This is a genomic window from Muricoccus pecuniae (assembly GCF_014199205.1).
Classification (GTDB): domain Bacteria; phylum Pseudomonadota; class Alphaproteobacteria; order Acetobacterales; family Acetobacteraceae; genus Roseomonas; species Roseomonas pecuniae.
Map to the genome: position 1 here is coordinate 1 of NZ_JACIJD010000007.1, position 23,546 is coordinate 23,546.

Sequence of the window (23,546 nt, forward strand, 5' to 3'; positions counted from 1 at the left end):
CCATGGTACTGCGTCTTAAGGCGCGGGAGAGTCGGTCGGCGCCAGGCCACCAGACCGGATCAAAAAACGGATACATCACCCACGCGGGGTGGAGCAGCCCGGTAGCTCGTCAGGCTCATAACCTGAAGGTCACAGGTTCAAATCCTGTCCCCGCATCCAAATACATCCCATCCACAAAGCCCCGACAGGCATCGCCCGTCGGGGCTTTGTGCTGTTTGGGCGTTCAGCGTGCGCGCTCGACCGGCGCAGGAAGCGGCTCAAGCCTCTCCAACGAGTCGCCGAGCCGATCTGCGTCGATGGCCCTACCGCGATTTGGCACCACGGCTCCGCGCCCAGATGCTGCCAAGGGTTTCCCAACGTTCAGCTTTTCTGCCAAGGCGACGGCGACCCCTGCTGGAAGGCGCACGACGACACCCTCGTCGAGGACGACCCCGATAATGTCACCCTGCGGCGTGTACAGCGGAGCACGCACCGTTCCCGAGACCTGGAGCCGCTCATCGGCAGCACGGTACTCCGGAAAGGTCCAGCTCGGGCGATCTACGAAATGAGGTTGGTTCTCCCCTTCTCTTGCCCAAGCGAGAAGGGTGATGACCGGCGCACGTCGCGCACGAATTCCGTAGACGACGATCGGCTGCCCCGTCGGCACAGCCGCCATTATCTCGTCAGCAACATGCTCGGGGAAAAGAACCTGCGGTCCCTCTCGGAAGAGAAGCCGGTCTGTCTTGCCCTCCGGCGTCAGGAGATAGCGCTCCACCACGCCGTTGAAGGACGGCAGCTGGGTCGGATCGAACCAGAAGCGCGAGGTTGGAGTACTGCCCTGAGAGAATGCCGGCCCTACCGTCACCAGGGACGCGAGACCGGCTAGCAGCACCGCCCGGCGGCGCATCGGAGTTTCAGATCCAGCCACGACCTGCCACGAGGGAAACGAGGAAAAGCACGAGGAAGATAACGAACAGGACCTTGGCAATGCCGCTGGCCGCGGAAGCCACGCCTCCGAAACCGAGCACGCCGGCCACGAGTGCTATGATCAGGAATATGACGGTCCAGTAGAGCATCTCTGGATTCCTTGAGTAGATAGATGGTCCCTGAACGTAGGATCGAAGGGCGGGTTGCCCGCCCGCAACGCCGCGTGTTCCACGTGCTACACAGGGCGTTTCAAAGTGCTCCAATCCGGCGCAATGCCCGTCTTTCCGGCAGTCGCCGAAGTGCCTTCGGACCGCTCACGGGCATTGCCGATGCTGCAAGGGCAGTAGCGAGCAAAGCGCCCTTGGCGCCACTTTCCTCCGAATTGTACTTTACTGCAGGGCCCGCAAGGAGGCGGGCCCTGGTTCTGGACACGAGAAGCTGGCCTGGACCCAGCTACCGAAGGCTCTCAATCGATCGAGACGCCGCCGGAGACGGCCTGATAAGTCGCGATCGCGAGTGCCACGGGCTCGAAAGGCTTGCTGATGATGAAAGCGGGCTCGAGCCGCTCTGCGGTCAGAAGCCGTTCGGGATAAGCCGTGACGAAGATCACGGGCGTGTTCTGCTCCTGTAGGATGCGCTGCACGGCGGAGATACCGTCGCCCCCAGGGCCGAGATTGACGTCGGCCAGGATCAGGCCGGGCTTCAGCTCGCGCGCCATGCCAACCGCCTCAGCCTCACCGCTCGCAATGCCGACAACGTTGTGGCCGCAGCTCTCCACGAGTTGGCGGATGTCCATGGCGATGATGGGCTCGTCCTCGATCACCATGATGTCCGTGGCAGCCACGGCCCGCAGGGCATGGCGCGCCGTCTCGAGCCTCTCGCGCGCTTCTGTCAGTGGAAGACCGACCACGAGCGCCGCATCCGTGAGCGACAGGTCCTCGAGCGAGGTCAGGAGGAGCAACTGGCGCTGCTTCGCGGAGATGTGCTCGCCCGGGCTGTCGGGAACGAGGCGGCTGACGCCGGCGAACAAGGCGAGCGGGCCCGGAACATCGGTCGGCAATCCCGCGCGAAGGGCCTGTGCCACAAGGGCATCGCCGCGCTCCTGGCCGCCGATCAGGGCCCGGGCATAGCGCCGGGCGAAGGGCAGGGTACGAAGCAACTCCCCCTGCGTCGCAGCATTCATCCGTGATATTCCTCCGCCGCCCCGGAAGGCGCCGCCGTCATGACAGCATCGTCCGGGGCTCTTACATGGGTCCGCCGCGCCCCGCGTCGATACGGGGCGCGGCTCTTTCTCAGCCGGGTGCATGACGAACGACCAGGATTTCCGCCCGGCCCTGACACGGCTTCTCCCCGATCTACGGGCCTTCGCCCGTTTTCTCTCGCGTGATCCGGCAGCAGCCGATGATCTCGTGCAAGACACATTGTTGCGTGCGCTCCGCAACGAGGCGCAATGGCAGCCGGGGACCAGCCTGAAGGCCTGGACCTTCTCCATCCTGCGCAATGCGTGGTTCGAGAACCGACGCCGCGCTGCCGCACGACAACGCGCGCTGGATAAGGTGTCGGTGGAGGAAGGGATTCCGGCGGGCCAGGAGCACCGGATGGAGGTAATGGGCCTCGCGCGCGCCATGACCCGCCTGCCGCGCGAGCAGCAGGAGGCGCTCGTTCTCGTCGGTGCGCTCGGCTTCTCAAGCGAGGATGCGGCGCGGGTCGCGGGCATTCAGGTCGGAACTCTCAAGGCGCGCGTCTCGCGCGCGCGCAAGGCGCTCGCGGTCCGGTACAGCAGCGGTGAAGAGGAGGGCGGGGAAGGCGAGGAGGCATCCTGATCGCCTCTGCGCGGCCTCTGCCGTTTTCGTGATCCAGGAGGCGGTAACCGGATTCCGGGGCGGCGCATTGGTCGGGTGAAGTTAGAGAAGAGGGGATTGCTCAGATGACCCAGACCGTTGAGACGCCGATCGCCGCCCGCCCGACCCATAGCGTGGCGGATTTCCACAAGCTGCTCGTCACCACCCTCCCGCGTCTCCGCGTCCAGGCTCTCGCGCTGACCCGTAACCGCGCCGATGCGGATGATCTCGTCCAGGCCGCGGTCACCTCGGCCCTCGCCGCGAAGGACAGCTTCACGCCGGGCACGAACTTCGGCGCCTGGATGTTCCGCATCCTCCGCAACCGCTTCATCTCCGACGTGCGCCGCAAGCGCGAGACCACCGACATCGACGACGTGCCGAGCAGCGCCTTCGCCCGCCCCGGCGCGCAGGAGGACAGCCTGGTGATGCGCGAGCTGCGCGGCCACCTCTCCCGGCTGCCGGCCGAGCAGCGCACGGCGCTCGTGATGGTCACGGTCCAGGGCATGTCCTACGAGGAAGTGGCTGCCGCGATGGACTGCGCCGTGGGCACCGCCAAGTGCCGCGTGTTCCGCGCCCGCCAGACCCTCCAGCGCTGGCTGACCGGCGAGGAGCGGGGCGTGGAGGCTCCGGCCACCACCCGCAAGTCCGCCTCTTCCCCTCGCGCGTCGCGTCGCTCTACTCTGGCGAGTGATTCGGGAATGGGGCACGCGACCCCTGTCTGAGAATGGACGAAGGTAAGCCCAAGGGAAAATCAGGGCCGATGGCAAAGCCCGGACCGGGTGTTGCGAACGGGCGCGGCCAAGCCGCGCCCGAAAGCGCCTTCGATCTCTGGTTGCAGCGCGGCCTGCACGACCTGTTCGACGACGTGATGCGCGAGCCCATTCCCGAGGAGCTTCTGCGGTTGATCGAGCAGGACCGCGGACAGGGCTGAAAGGCGGTGCCGGACGATTCGGTACTGTCCAGCGCGCGACCGATGGAAGGTCCCACATCCGTGGTGCAGAAGGAGGGGAGGGGGTCTCTGAGGCTCCGGCTCGCCTCGATCCTCGGCGGCATTCGCGGCCGGATGATCGTGCTCCTGATGGTGGCCGGCATCCCCGTCGCCTCCATCGCCATCGGCAACTCGGTCCAGGACTATAAGGGCGCACTGGAGGACGGCCGGCGGGAGGTGGAGACGCTCCGCACGCTGGTGGCCTCTCGCTACGGCGTGGCCCTCGGCATCTCGGAATCGGTCCTCGCGACCCTGGCCCGCCAGGATCCTCGGCTGAGCGCCGAGGGGCGCTGCACCACCGCCTTCAGCCAGACCATCGAGCTCCACTCGAACGAGATCTCCCACCTTGCGGTGATCCGGCCGGGGCAGCCGCCTCTTTGCGGCACCCTGCCGGCCGGGGTGGATGCGGAGGCCCTCGCGCGCGAGGCGATCCTCGGCCGCCGCACGGTCTATGGCGCTTTCCTCCCGGCCACGGCGGGGCGGCCGGCCGGCTTGCCGATCGCCCTGCCGGCCGGCGGTGAGACGGGCGATTGGGCCATCATCGGCGTCCTGCTCCTCCGCGACTATGCCGCCCTGCCCGGCGAGGGGAGCATCCCCGACCACCTGGTCTGGCTGATCGACCGCACAGACCACATCGTCTCCCCCGGCCGTGCCGACGGGCGCCCCACCCCCGTGCTGGACAGCGCCGTCCTCGCGCGGATCGAGGAGGGAGGGCCGGGCATCGAGGGGCGAGGCGGAGCGATCGCCTTCGCCGGGGCGCGCCTCAATTCAGGCCTGAGCCTCGTGGTCGGCCGTCCCGTCGCGGCGGTGCGAGAGGCGGCCCGTGCCATCCTTCTCCAGCGCATCATGGAGCTGGCGACCTTCCTGATCGCCTGCCTCGCCGCGATCGTGGTCGGCGCCGATCTCGCCATGGTGCGCCCGCTGCGCCTTCTCTCTGCCAGGGTGCGCGGATGGCGGCCGGGCAACCCGTTTCGCGTCAGCCCGGCCGGGACGGAGCCGCGGGAGGTGAGGGCGGTCGAGCAGGCCTTCAGCGAGGCCGCTGCCGCGCTGACCCGGCGCGAGGCGGATCTCCGGGCCGCGCTCGAGCAACGCGACGCCCTGATGGGCGAGATCCATCACCGCGTGAAGAACAACCTCCAGATCGTCTCCTCGCTGCTCAACCTGCAGGCCGGGCGCATCGCCGACCCCGCCGCCGCCGAGGAGTTCCTGGCCGCCCGCAACCGGGTTCGCGCGCTGGCCACGCTCCACCGCCATCTCTACATGCAGCACAGCTTCGAGGCGGTCTCGCTCCAGCCCTTCCTGACCGAGCTGGCGAACCAGCAATTCGCCTCCCACAACGAGGCGCCGGGCGAGCGGCTCGCCCTCAAGCTGGACGTGGCGGATATCGCGATCTCGACCGACCAGGCCGTCTCGCTCTCCCTTTTCGTCACCGAGGCCGTCGGCAACGCGGTGGAGCACGCCTTTCCGGACGAGGCCCGCGGCACCGTCTGGGCCAGCATCTCGGCCGAGGGCGAAGAGGTCACGCTCCTGGTGCGGGACGACGGGATCGGGCTTCCCGACCGGAAGACGCGGCCGCGCGGACTGGGCCTCCAGCTAATGGAGGGCTTCGCCAAGCAGCTCGGCGGCACGCTGGTTGGTGGGCGCGTGGAGGGAGAACCGGGCGGAACGAGTTGGACGGTGCGCTTCCCCGTCCGCGAGAACCCGGCACCCCGCCCCCTGGGACGCTAGCGAGGACGCGTCCTCTCGAACCCCTTCAGGAAAGGGCAGAATCAGCGGGCGATGGAGGCCATCTCGGTTTCCCCAGGGCCGAAGGCTGCCATGAGCAGCTCTGCGCCATCGAGGACGCCGCTGAGCTGGGCGTAGGCGACGGGCGCCGCGATCAGCGCGGCGAGGAGGACCATCATCGCAATCCGACCGACCCGCATCGCCCGTTCCTCCTCGAAGCCGGCAAAGCCGGCCTGCACCACCAGAACGCGAGTTCCGATGGCTGGTTTCTCCGTGCGGAAGCCCGGCTCGAAGGCACTGTCATTGCACCGCAACCGGCCCGCCGGGGCGGCGTTGCCGTGGGGACAGAGACGTTCCTGAGGAGGGATCCATGGCTGCGAACACTGAAGTAGGCAAGACCGTCGACGATGCTGCGACCGCCGTGAACGATGCCGCGGCGAGCGCCAGCGAGCAGATCGCCGCGCTGCGCAAGCAGGTCGAGGAACTTTACGCTGACCGGCAGAAGTACCTGTCCCAGGCGGTGAATGTCGCCGAGGGCTATGCCGCCCGTGCCGCCGACACGGCGCAGGTCCAGTACGAGCAGGTGACCGACCACGTGCGCGAGCGCCCGGCCCAGTCGATCCTCATCGCCGCTGCTGTGGGCTACATCCTCGCGCGCATCCTCGGGCGCTGAGAGGGGGGCGGGGGATGCTGCGGACCTTCAGCCTGGTCGGAATGGCGGCGCAGGCGGAAGGCCGCCGCCTCAAGGCGCGGGCGAATGCCACCGCGACGCGGATGGCCTTCTACGCCGCGGCCGGGCTCATGGGCCTCGCCGCCTTCGTGATGCTGCACGTGCTCGGCTGGTACGTCGCCCGCAGCAGCTTCGGCCCGATTGCCTCGGCGCTCATCGTGCTGGTGGTAGATCTCGTCCTCGCCGGCATCTGCGTCCTCCTCGCATCCCGCCACACCACGGCGCGGGAGGAGATGGAGGCACAGGCGGTGCGCAACGTGGCCCTGACCGGCGCGGCGCAGTCCGCCATCAGCGGGTTCACCACGAAGGCGGGGCCGCTGATGGCACTGGGCGGGATCGTCCTCGCGGCGCTCTGGCCGAAGCTGCGGGGCGGCCGGCGCGCCTGACCGGGGTCGAGTGAAGGCTACGAGGGGCACCTCCGAAGGGAGGTGCCCTTTTTCGTGAGGCAGGCCTGTCATCGATCTGTCATAAAACCGCAATCGAGATGACGCCGCACCCTCCTAGAAGGCCCGCGCCGGCCGAAGGGTCCGGCCGAACTTGCGGAGACCTCTCGGTGATCCATCGTCGCCTCGCTCTCGGGGGCCTTGTCGCTCTCGCCGTCGCCCCGACCCTGGCCTTCGCGCAGCCCGCCACGATCACGGGCGCCGGCGCGTCCTTCCCGAATCCGGTGTACCAGCGCTGGGGCGAGGGCGCGAAGGCGGCCGGGCTGCAGCTGAACTACCAGTCCGTCGGCTCGGGCGCGGGCGTGAACCAGATCCGCAACCGCACGGTCGATTTCGGCGCCTCCGACGCTCCGCTCTCGCAGCAGCAGCTCACCGAGGGGAACCTGATGCAGTTCCCGACGGTGATGGGCGCGGTGGTTCCCATCGTGAACATCCCCGGCGTCGCCGACGGCCAGCTCCGCCTGACCGGCGAACTGCTCGCCGACATCTATCTCGGCAAGGTCACGAAGTGGAACGATCCCCGGATCGTCGAGATGAACAGCGGGGTCACCCTCCCGAACCTGGCGATCGCGCCGGTCTACCGCGCGGACTCCTCGGGCACGAGCTTCGTCTTCACCTCCTACCTCGCCGCCGTTTCGAGCGAGTGGAAGGACAAGGTCGGCGCCGGGACCTCGGTGCGCTGGGGCACGGGCGCCGGCGCCCGCGGCAATGAGGGCGTGGCGGGCACCGTGCGGAACACACGCGGCGGCATCGGCTATGTCGAGAACGCCTACGCCTCGCAGAACAAGCTGGCCGCGGCGCAGCTGCGCAACAAGGCCGGCAAGTTCGTCCACCCGAGCATGGAGAGCTTCCAGGCCGCGGCCTCCAGCGCGAACTGGAGCGTGCCGGGCTTCGCGGCGAGCATCATCGACCAGGGCGGCGATGCCTCCTGGCCGATCGTCTCGCCCACCTTCATCCTGCTGCCGACCAACCCGACGGATGCCGATCGCACCCGCGCGGTGATGCGCTTCTTCGACTGGGCCTACACCAATGGGGGCGCCGCGGCGCGCGAGCTGGAATACATCCCGCTGCCCGAGGCCGTGCAGACCGCGGTCCGCGCCGCCTGGGCCGGGGTCCAGGTGAACGGCCAGCCGGCCTGGCCCGCGCGCTGATCCGAACCGCCCGGCGGCACGCCGCCGGGCGACCCACTGCCCCAGGAGGAATGCTTGGCCCAGGTTGCCATCCCCGAAGCCCTTCCCTCCGCCCCGGCACGCCCGGCGACGCGGCGCGGCAGCGGGGCGGGTGACGCGGTCTTCGCCGCGCTCTGCCGCGCATCGGCAGCGCTGGTGCTCGTGCTGCTCGGCGCCATTATCATCGAGCTGTTCCTCGGGGGGCTGCCCGCCTTCCGCGCCTTCGGCACCGCCTTCCTGGCCTCCACCGAATGGGATCCGGTGCAGGACGTCTACGGCGCGGGGGTGCCGGTCTACGGCACGCTCCTGACCGCCGTGCTCGCCCTTCTCATGGCCGTGCCGCTCGCCTTCGGCATCGCCTTCTTCCTGACGGAGCTGGCGCCGGAATGGATGCGGGGGCCGGTCGGCACCGCGATCGAGCTGCTCGCCGCCGTGCCCTCGATCATCTTCGGCATGTGGGGATTCTTCGTCATCGTCCCGTTGATGGCGGGCACGATCCAGCCGGCCATCATCGACACGGTGGGAGAGCTGCCCGTGATCGGCAGCCTTTTCCAAGGGCCGCCCTTCGGCACGGGGCTTTTCACCGCGGCGCTCATCCTCGCCATCATGGTGCTGCCCTTCATCGCCGCCACGATGCGGGACGTCTTCCTGCAGGTTCCCGGCGTCTTCAAGGAGAGCGCCTATGGCCTGGGTTCCACGCGGTGGGAGGTGATGCGGCGCGTCGTGCTGCCCTACACCCGGGTTTCCGTCGTGGGCGGCATCATGCTCGGCCTCGGCCGCGCGCTGGGCGAGACGATGGCCGTCACCTTTGTGATCGGCAACGCGAACCGGATCACCGCTTCCCTCTTCGGGCCGGGCAACACCATCGCCTCCATCGTCGCGCTGGAGTTCGGGGAGAGCGCGGCGGGCAGCCTGAAGCTCTCCTCGCTGCTCGCGCTCGGCTTCCTTCTCTTCGTCATCTCCTTCGGCGTCCTCGCGCTCTCGCGCTGGCTGCTGCGCTCGCGGCTTAAGGGCTGAAACCCATGTCCGCCACCACCACCTCCTCCATCCCTGGCCGCCCGAAGGACGAGCGCGCCTCCATCGCCCTCGGGCGCCGCCGCGCGCGGACCGATGCGGTCGTCCGCTTCCTCTGCACGGCGGCGACCATCCTCGGGCTGGTCTTCCTCGCCTCCATCCTCGCGACGCTGGTGGTGAAGGGCGCGGGTGGGATCTCGCTCCGCGTCTTCACCGATGTCACGCGCCCGCCGGGCTCGGGGGGCGGGTTGCTGAACCCGATCATCGGCAGCCTCATCCAGGTCGGGCTCGCCACCCTCGTCGGCACGCCGATCGGGCTGCTCGTCGGCACCTATCTCGCGGAGTATGCGGGCGGCTCGCGCTTCGGCACCGTCGTCCGCTTCGTGTCGGACGTGCTGCTCTCCGCTCCCTCGATCCTGATCGGCCTCTTCGTCTACCAGATCCTCGTCCTGCCCTTCGGCGGCTTCTCCGGCTGGGCGGGAGTGGTGGCGCTGGCCATCATCGTGATCCCCGTAGTGGTCCGCACCACCGAGGACATGCTGCGCCTCATCCCGAACACGCTGCGCGAGGCGGTGATCGGGCTGGGCGCGCCGAAGTGGAAGATGATCGTGCTCGTCTGCTGGCGCGCGGCCCTGTCCGGCATCATCACCGGCGTGCTGCTGGCGGTGGCCCGCGTGGCCGGGGAGACGGCGCCGCTCCTCTTCACCTCGCTCGGCAACCTCAACTGGTCCCTGAGCCTCGCCCAGCCCATGTCGAGCCTGCCCATCACCATCTACTCCTATGCCGGCTCCCCCTATGAGGACTGGATCACCCTCGCCTGGACCGGTGCCCTGATCATCACCCTCGGCGTGCTCGGCCTGAACATACTGGCCCGCGCCGTCCTGCGCGCGCGCCGATAGGGAACATCATGAGCCAGAACATCCCAGCCGCTGCTTCCGCCCAGGCGCCCTCCGTCCCGCCGCCCGCGCAGCAGGCCTTGCCGCCGCAGGGCGTGGTGCAGGGGAGCTTCGGCGGCATGGCGGCGCGCTCCGGGGCGCGGATCGGCCCCGCCCGGATCGCGATCCGCGACCTCAATTTCTACTACGGCACGAACAAGGCCCTGAAGGGCATCGGCCTCGACCTCCCGGACCGGCAGGTGACGGGGATGATCGGTCCCTCGGGCTGCGGCAAGTCCACGCTGCTGCGCGTGCTGAACCGCATGTACAGCCTCTATCCCGGCCAGCGCGCCGAGGGCGAGGTGATGCTGGACGGGCAGAACATCATCCATCCCGACCAGGACCTGAACGCCCTGCGCGCGAAGGTGGGCATGGTCTTCCAGAAGCCCACGCCCTTCCCGATGACGATCCATGAGAACATCGCCTTCGGCATCCGCCTGCACGAGAAGCTCTCCCGCGCGGAGATGGAGGAGCGGGTGGAGTGGGCGCTGACCCGCGCCGCCCTCTGGCCCGAGGTGAAGGACCGGCTGCACTCCTCGGCGATGGGCCTCTCGGGCGGGCAGCAGCAGCGGCTCTGCATCGCGCGCACGATCGCCGTGCGCCCGGACGTGATCCTGTTCGACGAGCCGACCTCCGCGCTCGACCCCATCAGCACCCTCAAGATCGAGGAGCTGATCGACGAGCTGAAGCGCGATTTCACCATCGCGATCGTCACGCACAACATGCAGCAGGCCGCGCGCTGCGCCGACCAGGTCGCCTTCTTCTACCTCGGCGAGCTGGTGGAGGTGGCGCCGGCCGCCGAGCTGTTCACCGCGCCGCGGCAGAAGCGCACGCAGGAATACATCACCGGCCGCTTCGGCTGAGCGGGAGGCGAGAAGGATGGACCATATCGTGAAGTCCTATGAGGAAGAGCTCCGCCGCCTGCGGGAGCTGATCGCCCGGATGGGCGGGCTGGCCGAGCGGCAGGTGGCCGACTGCGCCTATGCCCTGGTGCGGCGCGATGCCGAGATGGCCGGGGAGGTGGTGGGCCGGGACGCCCCGATCGACGCGCTGGAGCGCGAGGTCGACTCCTTCTGCGTGCGCCTCCTCGCGCTGCGGCAGCCCATGGCGAGCGACCTCCGCTTCATCGTGGCCGCGCTGAAGATCAGCCAGGACATCGAGCGGATCGGCGACTACGCCCGCAACGTCGCCAAGCGCGCCATCATCGTCTCCGGCCAGCCCTTCATGGGGGGCGTGAATGGCTTCCAGTGGCTCGCCCAGCTCGTGCAGCGCAACCTCAAGGACAGCATCGACGCCTTCGTGCGGGACGATGCCGACCTGGCCGAGCGCGTCTGGGCCGCCGATGCGCCGGTGGACGACATCTACACCGGCATCTTCCGCGAGATGCTGACGCATATGATGGAGGATCCCCGCAACATCACGGCCTGCACGCACATGCTCTTCATCGCGAAGAACTTCGAGCGGATCGGCGACCACGCGACGAACATCGCGGAGACCGTGCACTACGCCGTGCGGGGCGCGGTGCTGCCGGAGGACCGGCCCAAGGCCGACATCTCGGCCGAGGTGCCCCCCTATCTCGGGCCGACGGCATGAGGATCGGCAGCCTCCCCGACAACCAGCGCCCGACCATCCTGGTGGTGGAGGACGAGGCGCCGCTGCTGACGCTGCTTCGCTACAACCTGGAAAAGCAGGGCTTCCGGGTGGAGGAGGCGACGGACGGCCCCGAGGCGCTGATCCGGGTTGCGGAGTCCAAGCCCGACCTCATGCTGCTGGACTGGATGCTGCCCGCCATGTCCGGCCTCGAGGTCTGCCGCCAGCTCCGGCGCCGGGCCGACACGCGCGACCTGCCCATCATCATGGTCACCGCCCGCACCGAGGAGGCGGACGCCGTCCGCGCCCTGGACACCGGGGCGGACGACCATATCGGCAAGCCGTTCACCATCGAGGCACTTCTGGCGCGGATTCGCGCCGTGATGCGCCGCGCGACCGGGCCGACGCCGAAAGGGGTGCTGTCCTGGCAGGATATCGCGATGGACCAGGACGCGCACCGCGTGACGCGCGGCGGCCGCACCCTCCATCTCGGGCCGACGGAGTACCGCCTGCTGGAGTTCTTCCTCCAGCACCCCGGGCGTGTCTTCTCGCGCGAGCAGTTGCTGGATGCCGTCTGGGGGCGCGACATCCATGTGGAGTTGCGCACGGTGGACGTGCATATCCGCCGCCTCCGGAAGGCGGTGAACGGTGACCACGACACGGATGTGATCCGCACGGTCCGCAGCGCCGGTTACGCGCTGGACACGGAGAGCTAGTCCGGCCGCCTCACGCTCCGCGCTTTCGACAGGGAGTGGCTGCCCAGCTCCCGGGTAGTCCGGCCTGGGCCGAGGACGAGCCCGGCGCTCGCATCAGCACCGCGCCGCTACGGCGCTTTTGCCACTGCCGGCAGCCGGGATGGGCCTACCCGCCCGGAAGCGGGAAAAGCGGCCGCGCCCCATCCGCAGTCCGCGGAGAGCCTTTCAGGCACTTCCCCTGTGCTAGAGACTTGGAAAGGAACGATGCTTCCCGCCCTGGCGCATCGTTCGACTTGACAAACTGCAACTTTCGGGACGCAGCCCTCATTTTTGAGGATGTCAGGGATCGCGCCATCGTGAATAATTGTGGGGAAACCTCGTAGGGTAACCGCGTCATGCCCGACCGACTCTCCTCCCTCGTGACGGCGATATGCGCGAGGGACGGCGTGGGCGTTCCCCAGGGCATCGCGGGCTCCAACGACAACTTCCTCCAGATGGATGAGGCCGGGCAGGCCTTCGCCTTCCCGCCGGAACCGTGCTGGGAGGGGCCAGGAGCGATCCTCACCCTCGGCATGCAGGACGGGCGGCACGGGCTGGGGGCGGTCCGTGCCGTCTCGGCCGTGGACGGCACGGGCGGCACGGCCGAGGACCTCGAGGTCGTCCTGCGCCTGCTCGCCCATTACGGCCTCTGGCTCGGGTTCCAGGGGAGGGCGGAGGCCGTGCGGCCCGGGCGGCTGCGGCGCATGCCCGTGGTCGTCGGCGAAACCGGGCGGATCGAGTACCGTCTCGACCTCCGGCGGATCGCCCGCGGGGGGCAGCGCCTCTCGGCCGATGCCACGATCCTGCTCGACGGCCGCCCCGTCGCCCTGCTGGACAACCTCTGCATCGTCTTCCGCCCCCTTCACGGGGGAGGCGCGGGGCGGCGGCGCCTGGGGGGATAGCTCGTCCGGGTTTGCCCTCCGCCTCTCGCCCGGCGATGCTGGGGCCTCGCGCCGAGCCCGGAGGGGCTTCCCGCGGGAGGAGCCAGGAGAAAGCATGCCCGAATATCCCTTTACCGCCGCGGATCTCGAGGCCCTTCGCGCCTGGGACACGCCGACGATCTGCAACGCCCTGGAGATGGTCGCCCCCCATCGGCGCGGGCACGGCTTCACCCTCCGCCCGCTCGTGCCGGCCTCGACCACTCTGCCGCCGATCTGCGGCCTCGCGCGCACGGGCACCATCCGCGCCGCCGCGCCCTCGGGCCGGGCAAAGGAGGTGGACCGCGCCGCCCGCATCGGCTGGTACGAGTATGTCGCCGACGCCGCCATGCCGAGCGTGGTGGTGCTCCAGGACCTCGACGACACGCCGGGCACCGGCGCCTTCTGGGGCGAGGTGAACACGAACGTCCACAAGGCGATCGGGGCGCTGGGCTGCGTGACCAACGGCTCGATCCGCGACCTCGACATGCTGGCGACGGGGTTCCAGCTCATCGCCGGCGCGGTGAACCCTTCCCACGCCTATGTCCACATCGTGCAGTACGGGCAGGAGGTCTCGGTGCACGGCATGGCCTGCCACCATGACGCGGTGGTGCATGCGGACCGCCACGGGGCGGTGGTGATCCCGCACGACGCGGTTACAAAGATCCCGGCGGCAATCGAGCTCCTCTCCCGCCGGGAGAAGGTGATCCTCGACCTCTGCGCCTCCCGCGACTTCACGGTGGCGGCGCTGCGCGAGGCGCTCGCCCGGGCGGATGAGATCCATTGAGCGAGGTCGCGTCCCTCGTTCTTACCCCGGCGGCCGTCTGCGGGCTGAACCTGCCAATGAAGGGTCCGAAGTGGATCCTCCGCAAGCCGGCCTGACCGGCCGGGAGGAGGGGAGGGCGCCCGGCCCCCGGGCCGCGCCCGATGGGCCGGGTGCGCCCAATCCGAGGGCAGGCTGCGCACCGGACGGGCCGCTCGCGTTCCCGGCCACGCCTTGGGCTGGCGAAGATATACGATATCCGGGTTGACGGCCTGCCGTGCCGGGGGAACCATCCTCGGGCACGGAGGACCCCGCGATGAACGTCTCCACCAAGCCGGGCCTGGGCGGGGCCGGCGATGCGCCCGCCGGCATGAGCGCCGAGGAATGGTCGATCCGCTGCGACCTCGCGGCGCTCTACCGGCTGGTGGCTCACCACCGGATGACGGACCTCATCTACACCCACATCTCAGCGCGCATCCCGGGGCCGGAGCACCACTTCCTCATCAACCGCTACGGCGTGCTCTTCCACGAGATGCGCGCGAGCGACCTGGTGAAGATCGACCTCGACGGCAACGTGCTCGAGGACGAGCCCGCCTCCCGCAAGGTGAACGCGGCCGGCTTCACCATCCACTCCGCCATCCACATGGCGCGGGAGGATCTGAGCTGCGTGGTCCACACCCACACCGCCGCAGGGATCGCGGTGTCCTGCCAGAAGCACGGGCTGCTGCCAATCAGCCAGCACGCGCTGAAGTTCTACGGCCACCTCTCCTATCACGGCTATGAGGGCATCGCGCTCGACCTGGACGAGCGGGAGCGGCTGATCGCGGATCTCGGCCCCACCAACAAGGCGATGATCCTCCTGAACCACGGGCTGCTGGTGGGCGGCCGCACCATCCCCGAGGCCTGGAACGCCATCTACTACCTCGAGCGCGCCTGCCAGGCGCAGGTGGCCGCGCTGGCCGGCGGCGCCGAGCTGGTCTTCCCGCCCGAGGAGGTCAGGCTGAAGACCGCCGCCCAGTTCAACAGCCCGACGAGCCTCGCCCATGCCCAGTTCTCCTGGGAATCCTCCCTCGCGCTGATCGAGGGGCAGGGGAGGGACTGGCGGTCTTGAGCGCGCCTCTTCTCATCACCGGCGGCCGCATCTTCCGCGGCCTCTCCGGCGGCTTCGCCGAGGCCCTGCTGGTCCAGGACGGGCGCGTGGCCGCGGTCGGCCCGGCGGAGGAGGTGGAGAGGGCCGCGCCGAACGGCGCGCGGCGGGTGGACCTTGCGGGGCGGGTGGCGATCCCGGCCTTCAACGAGGCCCATATGCACCTCCTCCCCTACGGCCTTGCCCTCTCGCAGGTGAACCTGCGCGCCGAGCAGGTGACGACGCTGGACGAGTTGCTGCGCCGCGTGGGCGAGGCGGCGCGGAAGGTCCCGAAGGGCGCCTGGGTGCTCGGCCGCGGCTACGACCACGGCGCGCTCGATGTCGGCCGGCACCCCACGGCGGAGGAGCTGGACCGGGTTTCGCCGGACAATCCCGTCCATATCGTGCGCACCTGCGGCCACATGTCCGTCGCCAACACCGCCGCCATCAGGGCCGCGGGCGTCGGCCACAACACGCCGGACCCCGAGGGCGGGGCGATCGAGCGGCGCGGCGGAGAGCTCACCGGCCTGTTCCAGGAACGGGCCATGCGGCTGGTGGTGGACTCCATCCCGCTGCCGAGCGAGGACGCGATGGTGGCCGCGATCGAGGCGGCGGGGCACGACCTCGCGGCCCGCGGCTTCGCCAGCGCCTCCGACATGAATGTCGGCATGACCGCGGGGCTGAACGAGATCGCCGCCTACCGCCGCGCGCTGGCCGAAGGGCGCCTCATCCAGCGCATGTGGCAGGTCCTGGCCGGCAATCCCGAGGGCATCGCCGAAGCCGCCTGGAACGAGGGGCTTCGCCCGGACCACACGCATGACATGCTCGCCTGGGGCGCCGTGAAGGTCTTCGGGGACGGGTCGGCCGGTGGCCTGACCGCCGCTTTCTTCGAGCCCTATCTGGAGAGCGCCGGGGGCGGGACGGGGATGTTCATGTTCCCCGACGAGACGATCCACCGCCTCCTCGCCCTCTACCACCGCCAGGGTTGGCAGCTCGACATCCACGCCATCGGCGATGCCGCAATCGAGCAGGTGCTGGTGGGGATGGAGAAGGCGGACACGGAGGAGGCGCCGCTCGCCGGCCGCCGCCACCGGATCGAGCATTGCGGCTTCCTCAACGCGGGCCAGCGCGCGCGCATGAAGGCGCACGGCATCATCCCCGTGCCGCAGCCCTCCTTCATGTACGAGTTCGGCGATCTCTACGTCCGCAATCTCGGCCAGGCGCGGGCCGAGGCCGCCTATCCCATGCGGACCTGGCTGGAGGAGGGGCACAATCCCGCCGCCTCCACCGACTGCCCCGTCTGCTCGGTGGACCCCTTCGCGAATCTCTTCACCATGGTCACGCGCCGGACGAACAAGGGGACGGTGCTGGGGCCGGAGGAAGCGCTGACGATGGAGCAGGCCGTCCACTGCTACACCTGGTGCGGGGCGCACTCGCAGTTCGCCGAGGGCCGGCGCGGCACGCTGGAGCCGGGGATGCAGGCCGACATCGCCGTGCTGTCGCGCGATATCTTCGCCATCCCGCCCGAGGAACTGCTGGCGGTCGAGGCCGACCTCACCCTGCGCGGCGGCGAGCCGATCTTCGACCGGCACGGCGCCCTGCGCGCTGCGGCGGCCTGACGGGATGGGCCGCCACGCCGTCCAGCGATTGCTGATGGCCATCCCCGTCCTGTTCGGGGTGGTGCTGGTGGGCTTCCTGCTGATGCAGGTCGTGCCGAACGACCCGGCGCTGGTGCGCGCCGGCCCTTCCGCCACGCCCGACGTGATCGCGGCGATCCGCCGCGACATGGGGCTGGACCGGCCGCTCTACGAGCAGTTCGGCCTCTATCTCTGGCGGTTAGCGCATGGGGATCTCGGCGTCTCCATCATCAACAACGTCCCGGTGGTGCAGGAGCTGGCGAGCACGGTCGGCCCGACGCTGGAGCTGATGTTCGCGAGCCTCATCTGGTCCATCCCGATCGGCATCGCGCTCGGCACGGCCGGCGCCTACTGGCGCGGGCGGCTGGTGGACCGGATCATCACCGCCTTCGCGGTGGCGGGCGGCTCCATCCCGGTCTTCTTTCTCGGCCTGCTGCTGATCTGGTATGTCGGCTTCAAGCTGCAGCTGCTGCCCTTCACCGGGCGCAGCGGCCCGCTCTGGAGCGAGGAGGGGCTGAAAGGCATCCTCCTGCCCGCGCTCACCCTCGGCGGCACCTTCATCGGCCCCGTCGCGCGCATGACGCGCACGGCCGTGCTCGACGTGCTGGGCGTGGAACACGTCCGCACCGCGCGGGCGAAGGGGCTGGGCGAGTTCCGCGTCGTCACGCGCCACGCGCTGCGCAACGCGCTGATCCCCGTCGTCACGCTGATCGGCTTGCAGATCGGCTTCCTCCTCGGCGGCGCGGTCGTGACGGAAACGGTGTTCTCCTGGCCCGGCGTGGGGCGGCTGGCCGTGGGCGCGATCCTCTCGGCCGACTTCCCGATGGCGCAGGGCACGATCATCGTCCTCTCCCTCGGCTTTATCCTTATCAACCTGGTGGTGGACGTCCTCTACGCCGCCCTCGATCCCCGGATGCGGAGCTGATGAGCGCGGCGCTGGAAACACCGACCCTCCCCGCCGAAGCCGCGCCGCCGAAGCGGCCGGGAACGCTGGCGCGGCTGCTGCGGGAGCCGGCGGCGGCCATCTCGCTGCTGCTCGTCCTGCTGATGATCGGGGCGGCCGCCCTCGCGCCGGTGCTGGCGCCGACCGACCCTTATGACAACGACCTCGCCGTCGCCATGCAGGCCCCCGGCTCGCCCGGGCTGCCCCTGGGCGCGGACGCGCAGGGGCGAAACCTCGTCACGCGCCTGCTCTACGGGCTCAGGATCACCCTGCTCATGGGGCTCGCCTCGGTGCTGCTGGGCGGAGGCATCGGGGCGCTGCTCGGATTCACGGCGGCGTTCTACCGGCGGGTGGACGGGCTGATCATGCGGCTGATGGACGTGATGCTCTCCTTCCCCGCCATCCTCTTCGGCCTGGCGCTGGCGGCGATCTTCGGCCCCGGCATCCCGGCGGTGGTGCTGGCGCTCTCGGTTGCCACCGTGCCGCTGATGGCGCGCATCGTGCGCGGCTCCGCGCTCGCGGTGATGGGGCTGGACTACATCGAGGCGGCGCGGGCGACCGGCATGTCGGATGCGCGGATCATCCTCCGCCACGTCGCGCCGAACTGCCTCTCTTCCATCTTCGTCTTCGCGACGCTGCGCTTCGGGCAGGTGATCCTGCTGGGCTCCGCGCTCTCCTTCCTCGGCCTCGGCGCGCAGCCGCCGACGCCGGAGCTGGGCGCCATGGCGAGCGACGGGCGCAACTTCCTGTTCTTCGCGCCGCATATCGCGGTGATCCCGTGCGTCGCCATCTTCGCGGTGGTGCTCGCCTTCAACGTGCTGGGGGACGCACTGCGGGACGCGCTCGACCCCCGGCTCCGCGCGTGACAGAGAGGGACAGGACGATGAAGAAGTGGCTTCTTGCCGGCATGGTGGCCATGGGCGCCGCGGCGCCCGCGGCCGAGGCGCTGGCCCAGGCGGCGCCGCGCAACACCCTCGTCGTGCTGCGCGAGATCGACGCGGACAACTACGATCCGCCCCGCTCCACCGCGCGCGGCGCGGGCGAGGTCGTGTACATGATGAGCGACACGCTCGTCTCGCTCGACTGGGACCAGAAGACGATCCGCCCGGGGCTGGCGGAGTCCTGGACCGTCTCCGAGGACGGCAAGACCTACACCTTCAAGCTCCGCCGGGACGTCACCTTCTGCGACGGCAAGCCCTTTACCGCGCGCGACGTCGCCTACACCATCAAGCGCTGGGTCGATCCCGCCACCCGTTCCCCCGTGCGCTGGCGCGCGGGCCCGGTGGACGACGTGGTGGCGGTGGACGACTACACCGTCGAGTACAAGCTGAAGGAGCCCTATGGCGAGCTGCTCTACCAGCTCACCCTCTTCTTCGCCTCCGTCGTGGACCAGGCCACGGTCGAGAAGCTGGGCGCGAATTTCGGCGTGCAGGGCTTCAACGGCACCGGGCCCTATTGCTGGGTTTCCTGGTCGCCGCGCCAGGACTTCGTGCTGCAGCGCCACCCGAACTACCGGTGGGGCCCGCCCATTTACCAGAACCCCTCGCCGCAGGTGGAGCGGGTGATCTGGCGCGTCATCCCCGAGGCGAACACGCGGCTGGCGGCCATGCAGTCCGGCCAGGGCGACGTGACGCAGTATGTCCCGCAATTCGCGATCCAGGGCCTGCGCAACGTCCCGACCGTGAAGCTGGCGCGCCAGGAGAACTACTTCTGGGACTTCTTCATGGGCTTCAAGGTGGACAAGCCCGTGGTGAGCGACCCCGCGGTGCGCCGCGCGATCAACCTGGCCGTGAACCGCAGCGCCGTGGTGCAGGCCACCTTCTTCGGCGCGGCCGATCCGGCCGATGCCTATCTGAACCCCCGCGTCACCGGCTACGACGCCGAGGCCGCGAAGATGGTGCCGCAGTTCAACGCCGATGAGGCCCGCCGCGTGCTCGACGAGGCCGGCTGGAAGCCCGGTGCGGACGGCGTGCGCGAGAAGGACGGGCAGCGCGCCTCCTTCCTCCTCTACGGCCTGCAGACGGCCGAGTGGCGCCGCATGGCCGAGGCGATGCAGGCGGATCTCCGCCGCGTGGGCGTGGAGATGCGCGTCCAGCTCTGGGACGCCACGGTGGGCTGGGGCAAGCTGGCGACGCAGGAATTCGACGCCTTCGTCATGTCCTATCCCTATATCTCCGCGACGGACGGCTTCGCCCTGTACTTCGACAGCGCCAACAAGCCGACGCCGAACCGCATGAACTGGACGGACGCCGAGACCGACCGCCTGCTGCGCCAGGCCAAGACCGCGCTGACGGAGGGCGAGCGGAGCCAGGCCATCGCCGAGGCGCAGCGCCGCATCGTGAGCCAGAATGTCTGGGTGCCGCTGGCCCGCGAGCAGCTCTGGCTCGCCTCCTCCCAGCGGACGGAGGGCGCGCGGCCGCACGGCATCTACGGCGTCGGCCTCTACAAGGGCCTCGACATTCGCCTGACACGCTGAGACCGGGCAGGGGCGGCGGCACCGCCGCCCACCCATCTGGGGGACGAGCCATGACCACCACCGTTATCCGCGACGCCGATGTTGTCGTTGCCTGGGACGCCTCGGCAAAGCGCCACGTCTATCTCACCGGCGCCGACATCGCCTTCGAGGGCGGCATCATCACCTATGTCGGCCGCGGCTATACCGGCCCGGCGGAGGAGGAGGTCGGCGGCCGCGGACTGATGGTTATGCCGGGGCTGGTGAACATCCACTCCCACCCCTCCAGCGAGCCCATGAACAAGGGGCTGCTGGACGAGATCGGCTCGCCCGGGCTCTACAACTCGTCTCTCTACGAGTACATGCCGATCTTCCGCGCGGATTCGGGCGCGGTGCCGAGCTGCGTGCGCGTGGCGCTGAGCGAGCTGCTGCTCTCTGGCGTCACCACCGTCGCGGATCTCTCCATGGCGCATCCGGGCTGGCTGGACCTGCTGGCGGGATCCGGCATGCGCGTCTGCGTGGCGCCCATGTTCCGCTCCGCCCGCTGGTACACGAAGAACGGCCATGTGGTGGAGTACGAGTGGGACGAGGCCGCCGGCGAGAAGGCGATGGCCGAGGCGCTGCAACTCGTCGACCGCGCGCAGCAGCACGAGTGCGGCCGCCTCTTCGGCATGGTGGTGCCCGCGCAGATCGACACCTGCGCCCCCGGACTGCTGCGCGAGAGCAGCCAGGAGGCGGCGGCGCGCGGCCTCTCCTGGCAGATCCACGCGGCGCAGTCGGTAGTGGAGTTCCACGAGATCACCCGGCGGCACGGCTACACCCCCATCGGCTGGCTCGACAGCATGGGGCTGCTGAACGAGCGCGCCATCATCGGCCACGGCATCTTCCTCGACGACCATCCCTCCACGCCCTGGCACACGAGCACCGACCTCTCCCGCCTGGCGGAGACGGGAACGACGGTCGCGCACTGCCCGACCGTCTTCGCGCGCCGCGGCATCACCATGAAGAACTTCGGCCGCTACAAGCGCGCGGGCGTGAACATGGGGCTGGGGACCGACACCTATCCCCACAACATGCTCGATGAGATGCGGCTCGTCGGCTATCTCGCCCGCACCCAGGCTACCGATCCACGGGCGGTCACGACGACCGAGATCTTCGACGCCGCGACGATCGGCGGCGCCCGCGCGCTCGGGCGCGAGGACATCGGCCGCCTCGCCGCGGGATGCCGCGCCGACATCGTGCTGGTGAATGCGGAGCACCCCATGATGCGCCCGGGCCGCGATCCCGTGCGCAGCCTCGTCTACGCGGCCGGGGACCGCGCGCTGCGGGACGTGTATGTGGACGGGCAGCTCGTCGTGAAGGACGGGATGGTGCTGACCATGGACTACGAGGCCGCGGCGGCGGAGCTGCACGAGGCGCAGAAGCGCGTGCTCGACAGCGCCCCCTCGCAGGACTGGGCGCATCGCCCGGTGGAGGCCATCAGCCCGCCGAGCTTCCCATGGGCGTGAGCAACGCGCCGCTCCTCCGCGTCGAGGGCCTCCGCACCCTCTTCTCCACCAGCGCCGGGGACATCGCGGCGGTGGATGGCGTGAGCCTGGAGGTGCCGCGCGGCAAGACGCTCGGCATCGTGGGCGAGAGCGGATGCGGCAAGTCGATGCTCTCCCTCTCGATCATGGGGCTGGTGCCACGCCCCGGCCGGGTAGGCGCGGGGCGCGTCCTGCTGGAGGACATCAACCTCACCGGCCTTACCCCTGCCGGGATGCGGGCCGTGCGCGGCGCCGGGATCGCGATGATCTTCCAGGAGCCCATGACCTCCCTGAACCCCGTCCACACCGTCGGGGACCAGATCGTCGAGGCCATGCGCGCCCATGACGCCGGGGCGAGCGAGGCGGAGCTGCGCAAGCGCGCTATCGACGCGCTGCGCCGCGTGCGCATCCCCTCGCCCGAGCGGCGCTTCGGGGAGTACCCGCACCAGCTCTCGGGCGGCATGCGCCAGCGCGTGATGATCGCGATGGCGCTCGCCTGCCGCCCGCGCCTGCTCATCGCGGACGAGCCTACCACCGCGCTCGACGTCACCGTGCAGGCGCAGATCCTCGACCTCCTGCGCGACCTCCAGGCGGAGACGGGCATGTCCGTCATCCTCATCACCCACGATCTCGGCGTGGTGGCGGAAATGGCCGACGAGGTCGCCGTGATGTATGCCGGCCGCGTGGTGGAGCGCGGCACCGCGCGCGACATCTTCGAGGACCCGCAGCACCCCTACACGATCGGTCTCCTCGGCAGCATCCCGCGCATCGAGGAGGACCGCGAGCGCCTGCTCTCCATCGACGGCAGCGTTCCCCCGCCCTTCGCCCTGCCGCAGGGCTGCCGCTTTCATCCCCGCTGCCCCTTTGCCATCCGTGCCTGCACGGAGAAGGACCCCCCTTTGCGAGAGCTCTCCCCCGGCCACCAGGCGGCCTGCATCCGCGCGCCGGTCGAGGCGGTGGTGGAGTGCCTGGTATGACCGAGGCGCCGCTTCTCGAGGCCGTGGGCGTCGCCAAGCACTACCCTGTGAAGAAGGGGCTGATCGTCTCGCGCCAGGTTGGCGCCGTGCGCGCGGTGGACGGCGTCTCCTTCGCGCTGAACCGCGGGGAGACCCTCGCCTTGGTGGGGGAGAGCGGCTGCGGCAAGTCCACCACCGCGCGCGTCGTCATGCGACTGATCGAGCCGACCGCCGGCGACATCCTCTTCAAGGGCCAGAACGTCACGGAGGTGGGCGGTGCCCGGCTGCGCGCCCTGCGGCGGCACCTCCAGATCGTCTTCCAGGATCCCTATGCCAGCCTCAACCCGCGGCTGACGGTCGCGGACGCCGTCGCCGAGCCCATGGCGGTCCACGGCATCGGCAGCGCCGCCTCCCGCCGCGAGCGCGTGGTCGAGTTGCTGCGGCTGACGGGGCTGCGCCCCTTCCACGCGGACCGCTATCCCCATGAGTTCTCCGGCGGCCAGCGCCAGCGCATCGGCATCGCGCGCGCCCTCGCCGTGGAACCGGAGGTGGTGGTGCTGGACGAGCCGGTGTCGGCGCTCGACGTCTCGATCCAGGCCCAGGTCGTGAATCTGCTGGGGGACCTGCAGCAGCGCCTCGGCCTGTCCTATCTCTTCATCGCGCACGACCTCGCCGTGGTGAAGCACGTCGCGGACCGGGTCGCCGTGATGTATCTCGGCCGCATCGTGGAGGTGGCGCCGAAGCGCGCGCTCTTCTCCGATCCCCGGCACCCCTATACGCGTGCGCTGCTGGCCGCCATTCCGCGCCCGGATCCCTCCCGGCGCGGGACGGTCACGCCGCTGGGCGGGGACCTGCCGAGCCCCCTCGCCATTCCGAGCGGCTGCCGCTTCCACACGCGCTGCCCCCTGGCCCAGCCACTCTGCAAGGAGAGCGACCCGCCGCTGCGGGAGATCGCGCCCGGGCACACCAGCGCCTGCCACTTCGCCGAGGACCTGCCGCGCTTCGACGCCGAGGCCGGGGCGGGGCTGGCCCCCGTCGCCGCGCGCCGCCTCGCCGCCTTCGCCGCGGCGCGGGAGTCCCGGACGGCCGAGCCGACCCCGGCCCCCGTGCCTGCCGCCTGAGAGCCCATTGCCGGGCCGCCGGCCCGGCCG

Annotated in this window: 26 protein-coding genes and 1 tRNA gene; 23 read left to right on the forward strand and 4 right to left on the reverse strand. The window is 70.0% G+C overall.

What is annotated here, in order from left to right; all coding sequences use genetic code 11:
* Positions 1–82: 82 nt before the first annotated feature.
* Positions 83–159: transfer RNA gene (locus FHS87_RS08780), tRNA-Met, on the forward strand.
* A gap of 64 nt (positions 160–223) precedes the next feature.
* Here FHS87_RS08780 and FHS87_RS08785 read toward each other — a convergent pair.
* From FHS87_RS08785 to FHS87_RS08795, 3 genes are all read right to left on the reverse strand, one after another.
* On the reverse strand, positions 224–886 hold the full coding sequence (locus tag FHS87_RS08785; RefSeq protein WP_184516508.1) for a hypothetical protein: 663 nt from the start codon (positions 884–886) through the stop codon (positions 224–226).
* A 7-nt stretch (positions 887–893) separates the two neighbouring features.
* Positions 894–1,055 carry a DUF1328 domain-containing protein gene (locus FHS87_RS08790; RefSeq protein ID WP_073136696.1) on the reverse strand — a complete coding sequence of 54 codons (162 nt, stop codon included), beginning with the start codon at positions 1,053–1,055 and terminating at the stop codon, positions 894–896.
* A 317-nt stretch (positions 1,056–1,372) separates the two neighbouring features.
* On the reverse strand, positions 1,373–2,089 hold the full coding sequence (locus FHS87_RS08795; protein ID WP_184516511.1) for a response regulator: 717 nt from the start codon (positions 2,087–2,089) through the stop codon (positions 1,373–1,375).
* A gap of 121 nt (positions 2,090–2,210) precedes the next feature.
* Between FHS87_RS08795 and FHS87_RS08800 the strand changes: the two genes are divergently transcribed.
* The 4 genes from FHS87_RS08800 to FHS87_RS08815 all read left to right on the forward strand — a co-directional run bounded on the left by FHS87_RS08800 (position 2,211) and on the right by FHS87_RS08815 (position 5,463).
* A complete protein-coding gene (locus FHS87_RS08800; RefSeq protein ID WP_184516514.1) occupies positions 2,211–2,729 on the forward strand; it encodes a sigma-70 family RNA polymerase sigma factor in 519 nt (172 codons plus the stop codon).
* A 104-nt stretch (positions 2,730–2,833) separates the two neighbouring features.
* Positions 2,834–3,469 carry a sigma-70 family RNA polymerase sigma factor gene (locus FHS87_RS08805; RefSeq protein WP_184516517.1) on the forward strand — a complete coding sequence of 212 codons (636 nt, stop codon included), beginning with the start codon at positions 2,834–2,836 and terminating at the stop codon, positions 3,467–3,469.
* A 38-nt stretch (positions 3,470–3,507) separates the two neighbouring features.
* A complete protein-coding gene (locus FHS87_RS08810; protein ID WP_184516520.1) occupies positions 3,508–3,678 on the forward strand; it encodes a hypothetical protein in 171 nt (56 codons plus the stop codon).
* Between the two features lie 42 nt (positions 3,679–3,720).
* Entirely contained in the window at positions 3,721–5,463 is a 1,743-nt protein-coding gene (locus FHS87_RS08815; protein WP_184516523.1) for a sensor histidine kinase, read from the forward strand.
* A gap of 41 nt (positions 5,464–5,504) precedes the next feature.
* Here the strand turns inward: FHS87_RS08815 and FHS87_RS08820 are convergent, their stop codons facing one another.
* Positions 5,505–5,702, reverse strand: coding sequence for a hypothetical protein (locus FHS87_RS08820; protein WP_184516526.1), 198 nt, complete (start codon positions 5,700–5,702; stop codon positions 5,505–5,507).
* Between the two features lie 128 nt (positions 5,703–5,830).
* Here FHS87_RS08820 and FHS87_RS08825 point away from each other — a divergent pair, with 128 nt between their 5' ends.
* From FHS87_RS08825 to FHS87_RS08910, 18 genes are all read left to right on the forward strand, one after another.
* Positions 5,831–6,133, forward strand: coding sequence for a hypothetical protein (locus FHS87_RS08825; RefSeq protein WP_184516529.1), 303 nt, complete (start codon positions 5,831–5,833; stop codon positions 6,131–6,133).
* A gap of 14 nt (positions 6,134–6,147) precedes the next feature.
* The gene (locus tag FHS87_RS08830) at positions 6,148–6,576 is read left to right on the forward strand and encodes a hypothetical protein (protein WP_184516532.1); all 429 of its coding nucleotides are present in this window, start codon (positions 6,148–6,150) and stop codon (positions 6,574–6,576) included.
* 167 nt (positions 6,577–6,743) lie between these two features.
* Positions 6,744–7,784, forward strand: coding sequence for a phosphate ABC transporter substrate-binding protein PstS (gene pstS, locus FHS87_RS08835; RefSeq protein WP_312861935.1), 1,041 nt, complete (start codon positions 6,744–6,746; stop codon positions 7,782–7,784).
* A 54-nt stretch (positions 7,785–7,838) separates the two neighbouring features.
* Entirely contained in the window at positions 7,839–8,819 is a 981-nt protein-coding gene (pstC, locus tag FHS87_RS08840; protein ID WP_221299715.1) for a phosphate ABC transporter permease subunit PstC, read from the forward strand.
* Between the two features lie 5 nt (positions 8,820–8,824).
* Positions 8,825–9,715, forward strand: a complete 891-nt coding sequence (gene pstA / locus FHS87_RS08845; protein WP_184516538.1) for a phosphate ABC transporter permease PstA — start codon at positions 8,825–8,827, stop codon at positions 9,713–9,715.
* Between the two features lie 116 nt (positions 9,716–9,831).
* On the forward strand, positions 9,832–10,614 hold the full coding sequence (gene pstB / locus FHS87_RS08850; protein WP_184517011.1) for a phosphate ABC transporter ATP-binding protein PstB: 783 nt from the start codon (positions 9,832–9,834) through the stop codon (positions 10,612–10,614).
* A 16-nt stretch (positions 10,615–10,630) separates the two neighbouring features.
* On the forward strand, positions 10,631–11,344 hold the full coding sequence (phoU, locus tag FHS87_RS08855) for a phosphate signaling complex protein PhoU (protein ID WP_184516541.1): 714 nt from the start codon (positions 10,631–10,633) through the stop codon (positions 11,342–11,344).
* Positions 11,341–12,057 carry a phosphate regulon transcriptional regulator PhoB gene (gene phoB / locus FHS87_RS08860; protein ID WP_184516544.1) on the forward strand — a complete coding sequence of 239 codons (717 nt, stop codon included), beginning with the start codon at positions 11,341–11,343 and terminating at the stop codon, positions 12,055–12,057. Before phoU ends, phoB begins: the two co-directional genes overlap by 4 nt.
* Before the next feature lie 374 nt (positions 12,058–12,431).
* Entirely contained in the window at positions 12,432–12,977 is a 546-nt protein-coding gene (locus FHS87_RS08865) for a hotdog family protein (RefSeq protein WP_184516547.1), read from the forward strand.
* 94 nt (positions 12,978–13,071) lie between these two features.
* Positions 13,072–13,779 carry an RraA family protein gene (locus FHS87_RS08870; protein ID WP_184516549.1) on the forward strand — a complete coding sequence of 236 codons (708 nt, stop codon included), beginning with the start codon at positions 13,072–13,074 and terminating at the stop codon, positions 13,777–13,779.
* A 292-nt stretch (positions 13,780–14,071) separates the two neighbouring features.
* A complete protein-coding gene (locus FHS87_RS08875) occupies positions 14,072–14,866 on the forward strand; it encodes a class II aldolase/adducin family protein (RefSeq protein WP_184516552.1) in 795 nt (264 codons plus the stop codon).
* Positions 14,863–16,500, forward strand: a complete 1,638-nt coding sequence (locus FHS87_RS08880; protein WP_184516555.1) for an amidohydrolase — start codon at positions 14,863–14,865, stop codon at positions 16,498–16,500. Before FHS87_RS08875 ends, FHS87_RS08880 begins: the two co-directional genes overlap by 4 nt.
* Before the next feature lie 4 nt (positions 16,501–16,504).
* Positions 16,505–17,443: an ABC transporter permease gene (locus FHS87_RS08885; RefSeq protein ID WP_184516558.1), complete on the forward strand. Its 939-nt coding sequence runs from the start codon at positions 16,505–16,507 to the stop codon at positions 17,441–17,443.
* A complete protein-coding gene (locus FHS87_RS08890; protein WP_184516561.1) occupies positions 17,443–18,327 on the forward strand; it encodes an ABC transporter permease in 885 nt (294 codons plus the stop codon). Before FHS87_RS08885 ends, FHS87_RS08890 begins: the two co-directional genes overlap by 1 nt.
* Before the next feature lie 17 nt (positions 18,328–18,344).
* Positions 18,345–19,937: an ABC transporter substrate-binding protein gene (locus FHS87_RS08895; protein WP_184516564.1), complete on the forward strand. Its 1,593-nt coding sequence runs from the start codon at positions 18,345–18,347 to the stop codon at positions 19,935–19,937.
* Positions 19,938–19,987: 50 nt separating this feature from the next.
* Positions 19,988–21,421, forward strand: a complete 1,434-nt coding sequence (locus FHS87_RS08900) for an amidohydrolase family protein (protein WP_184516567.1) — start codon at positions 19,988–19,990, stop codon at positions 21,419–21,421.
* A complete protein-coding gene (locus tag FHS87_RS08905; RefSeq protein ID WP_184516570.1) occupies positions 21,412–22,416 on the forward strand; it encodes an ABC transporter ATP-binding protein in 1,005 nt (334 codons plus the stop codon). Before FHS87_RS08900 ends, FHS87_RS08905 begins: the two co-directional genes overlap by 10 nt.
* Positions 22,413–23,516 (forward strand): ABC transporter ATP-binding protein, encoded by a 1,104-nt coding sequence (locus tag FHS87_RS08910; protein WP_184516573.1) that lies wholly within the window; start codon positions 22,413–22,415, stop codon positions 23,514–23,516. The genes FHS87_RS08905 and FHS87_RS08910 overlap by 4 nt, the downstream gene beginning before the upstream one ends.
* The last annotated feature ends 30 nt before the right edge of the window (positions 23,517–23,546 follow it).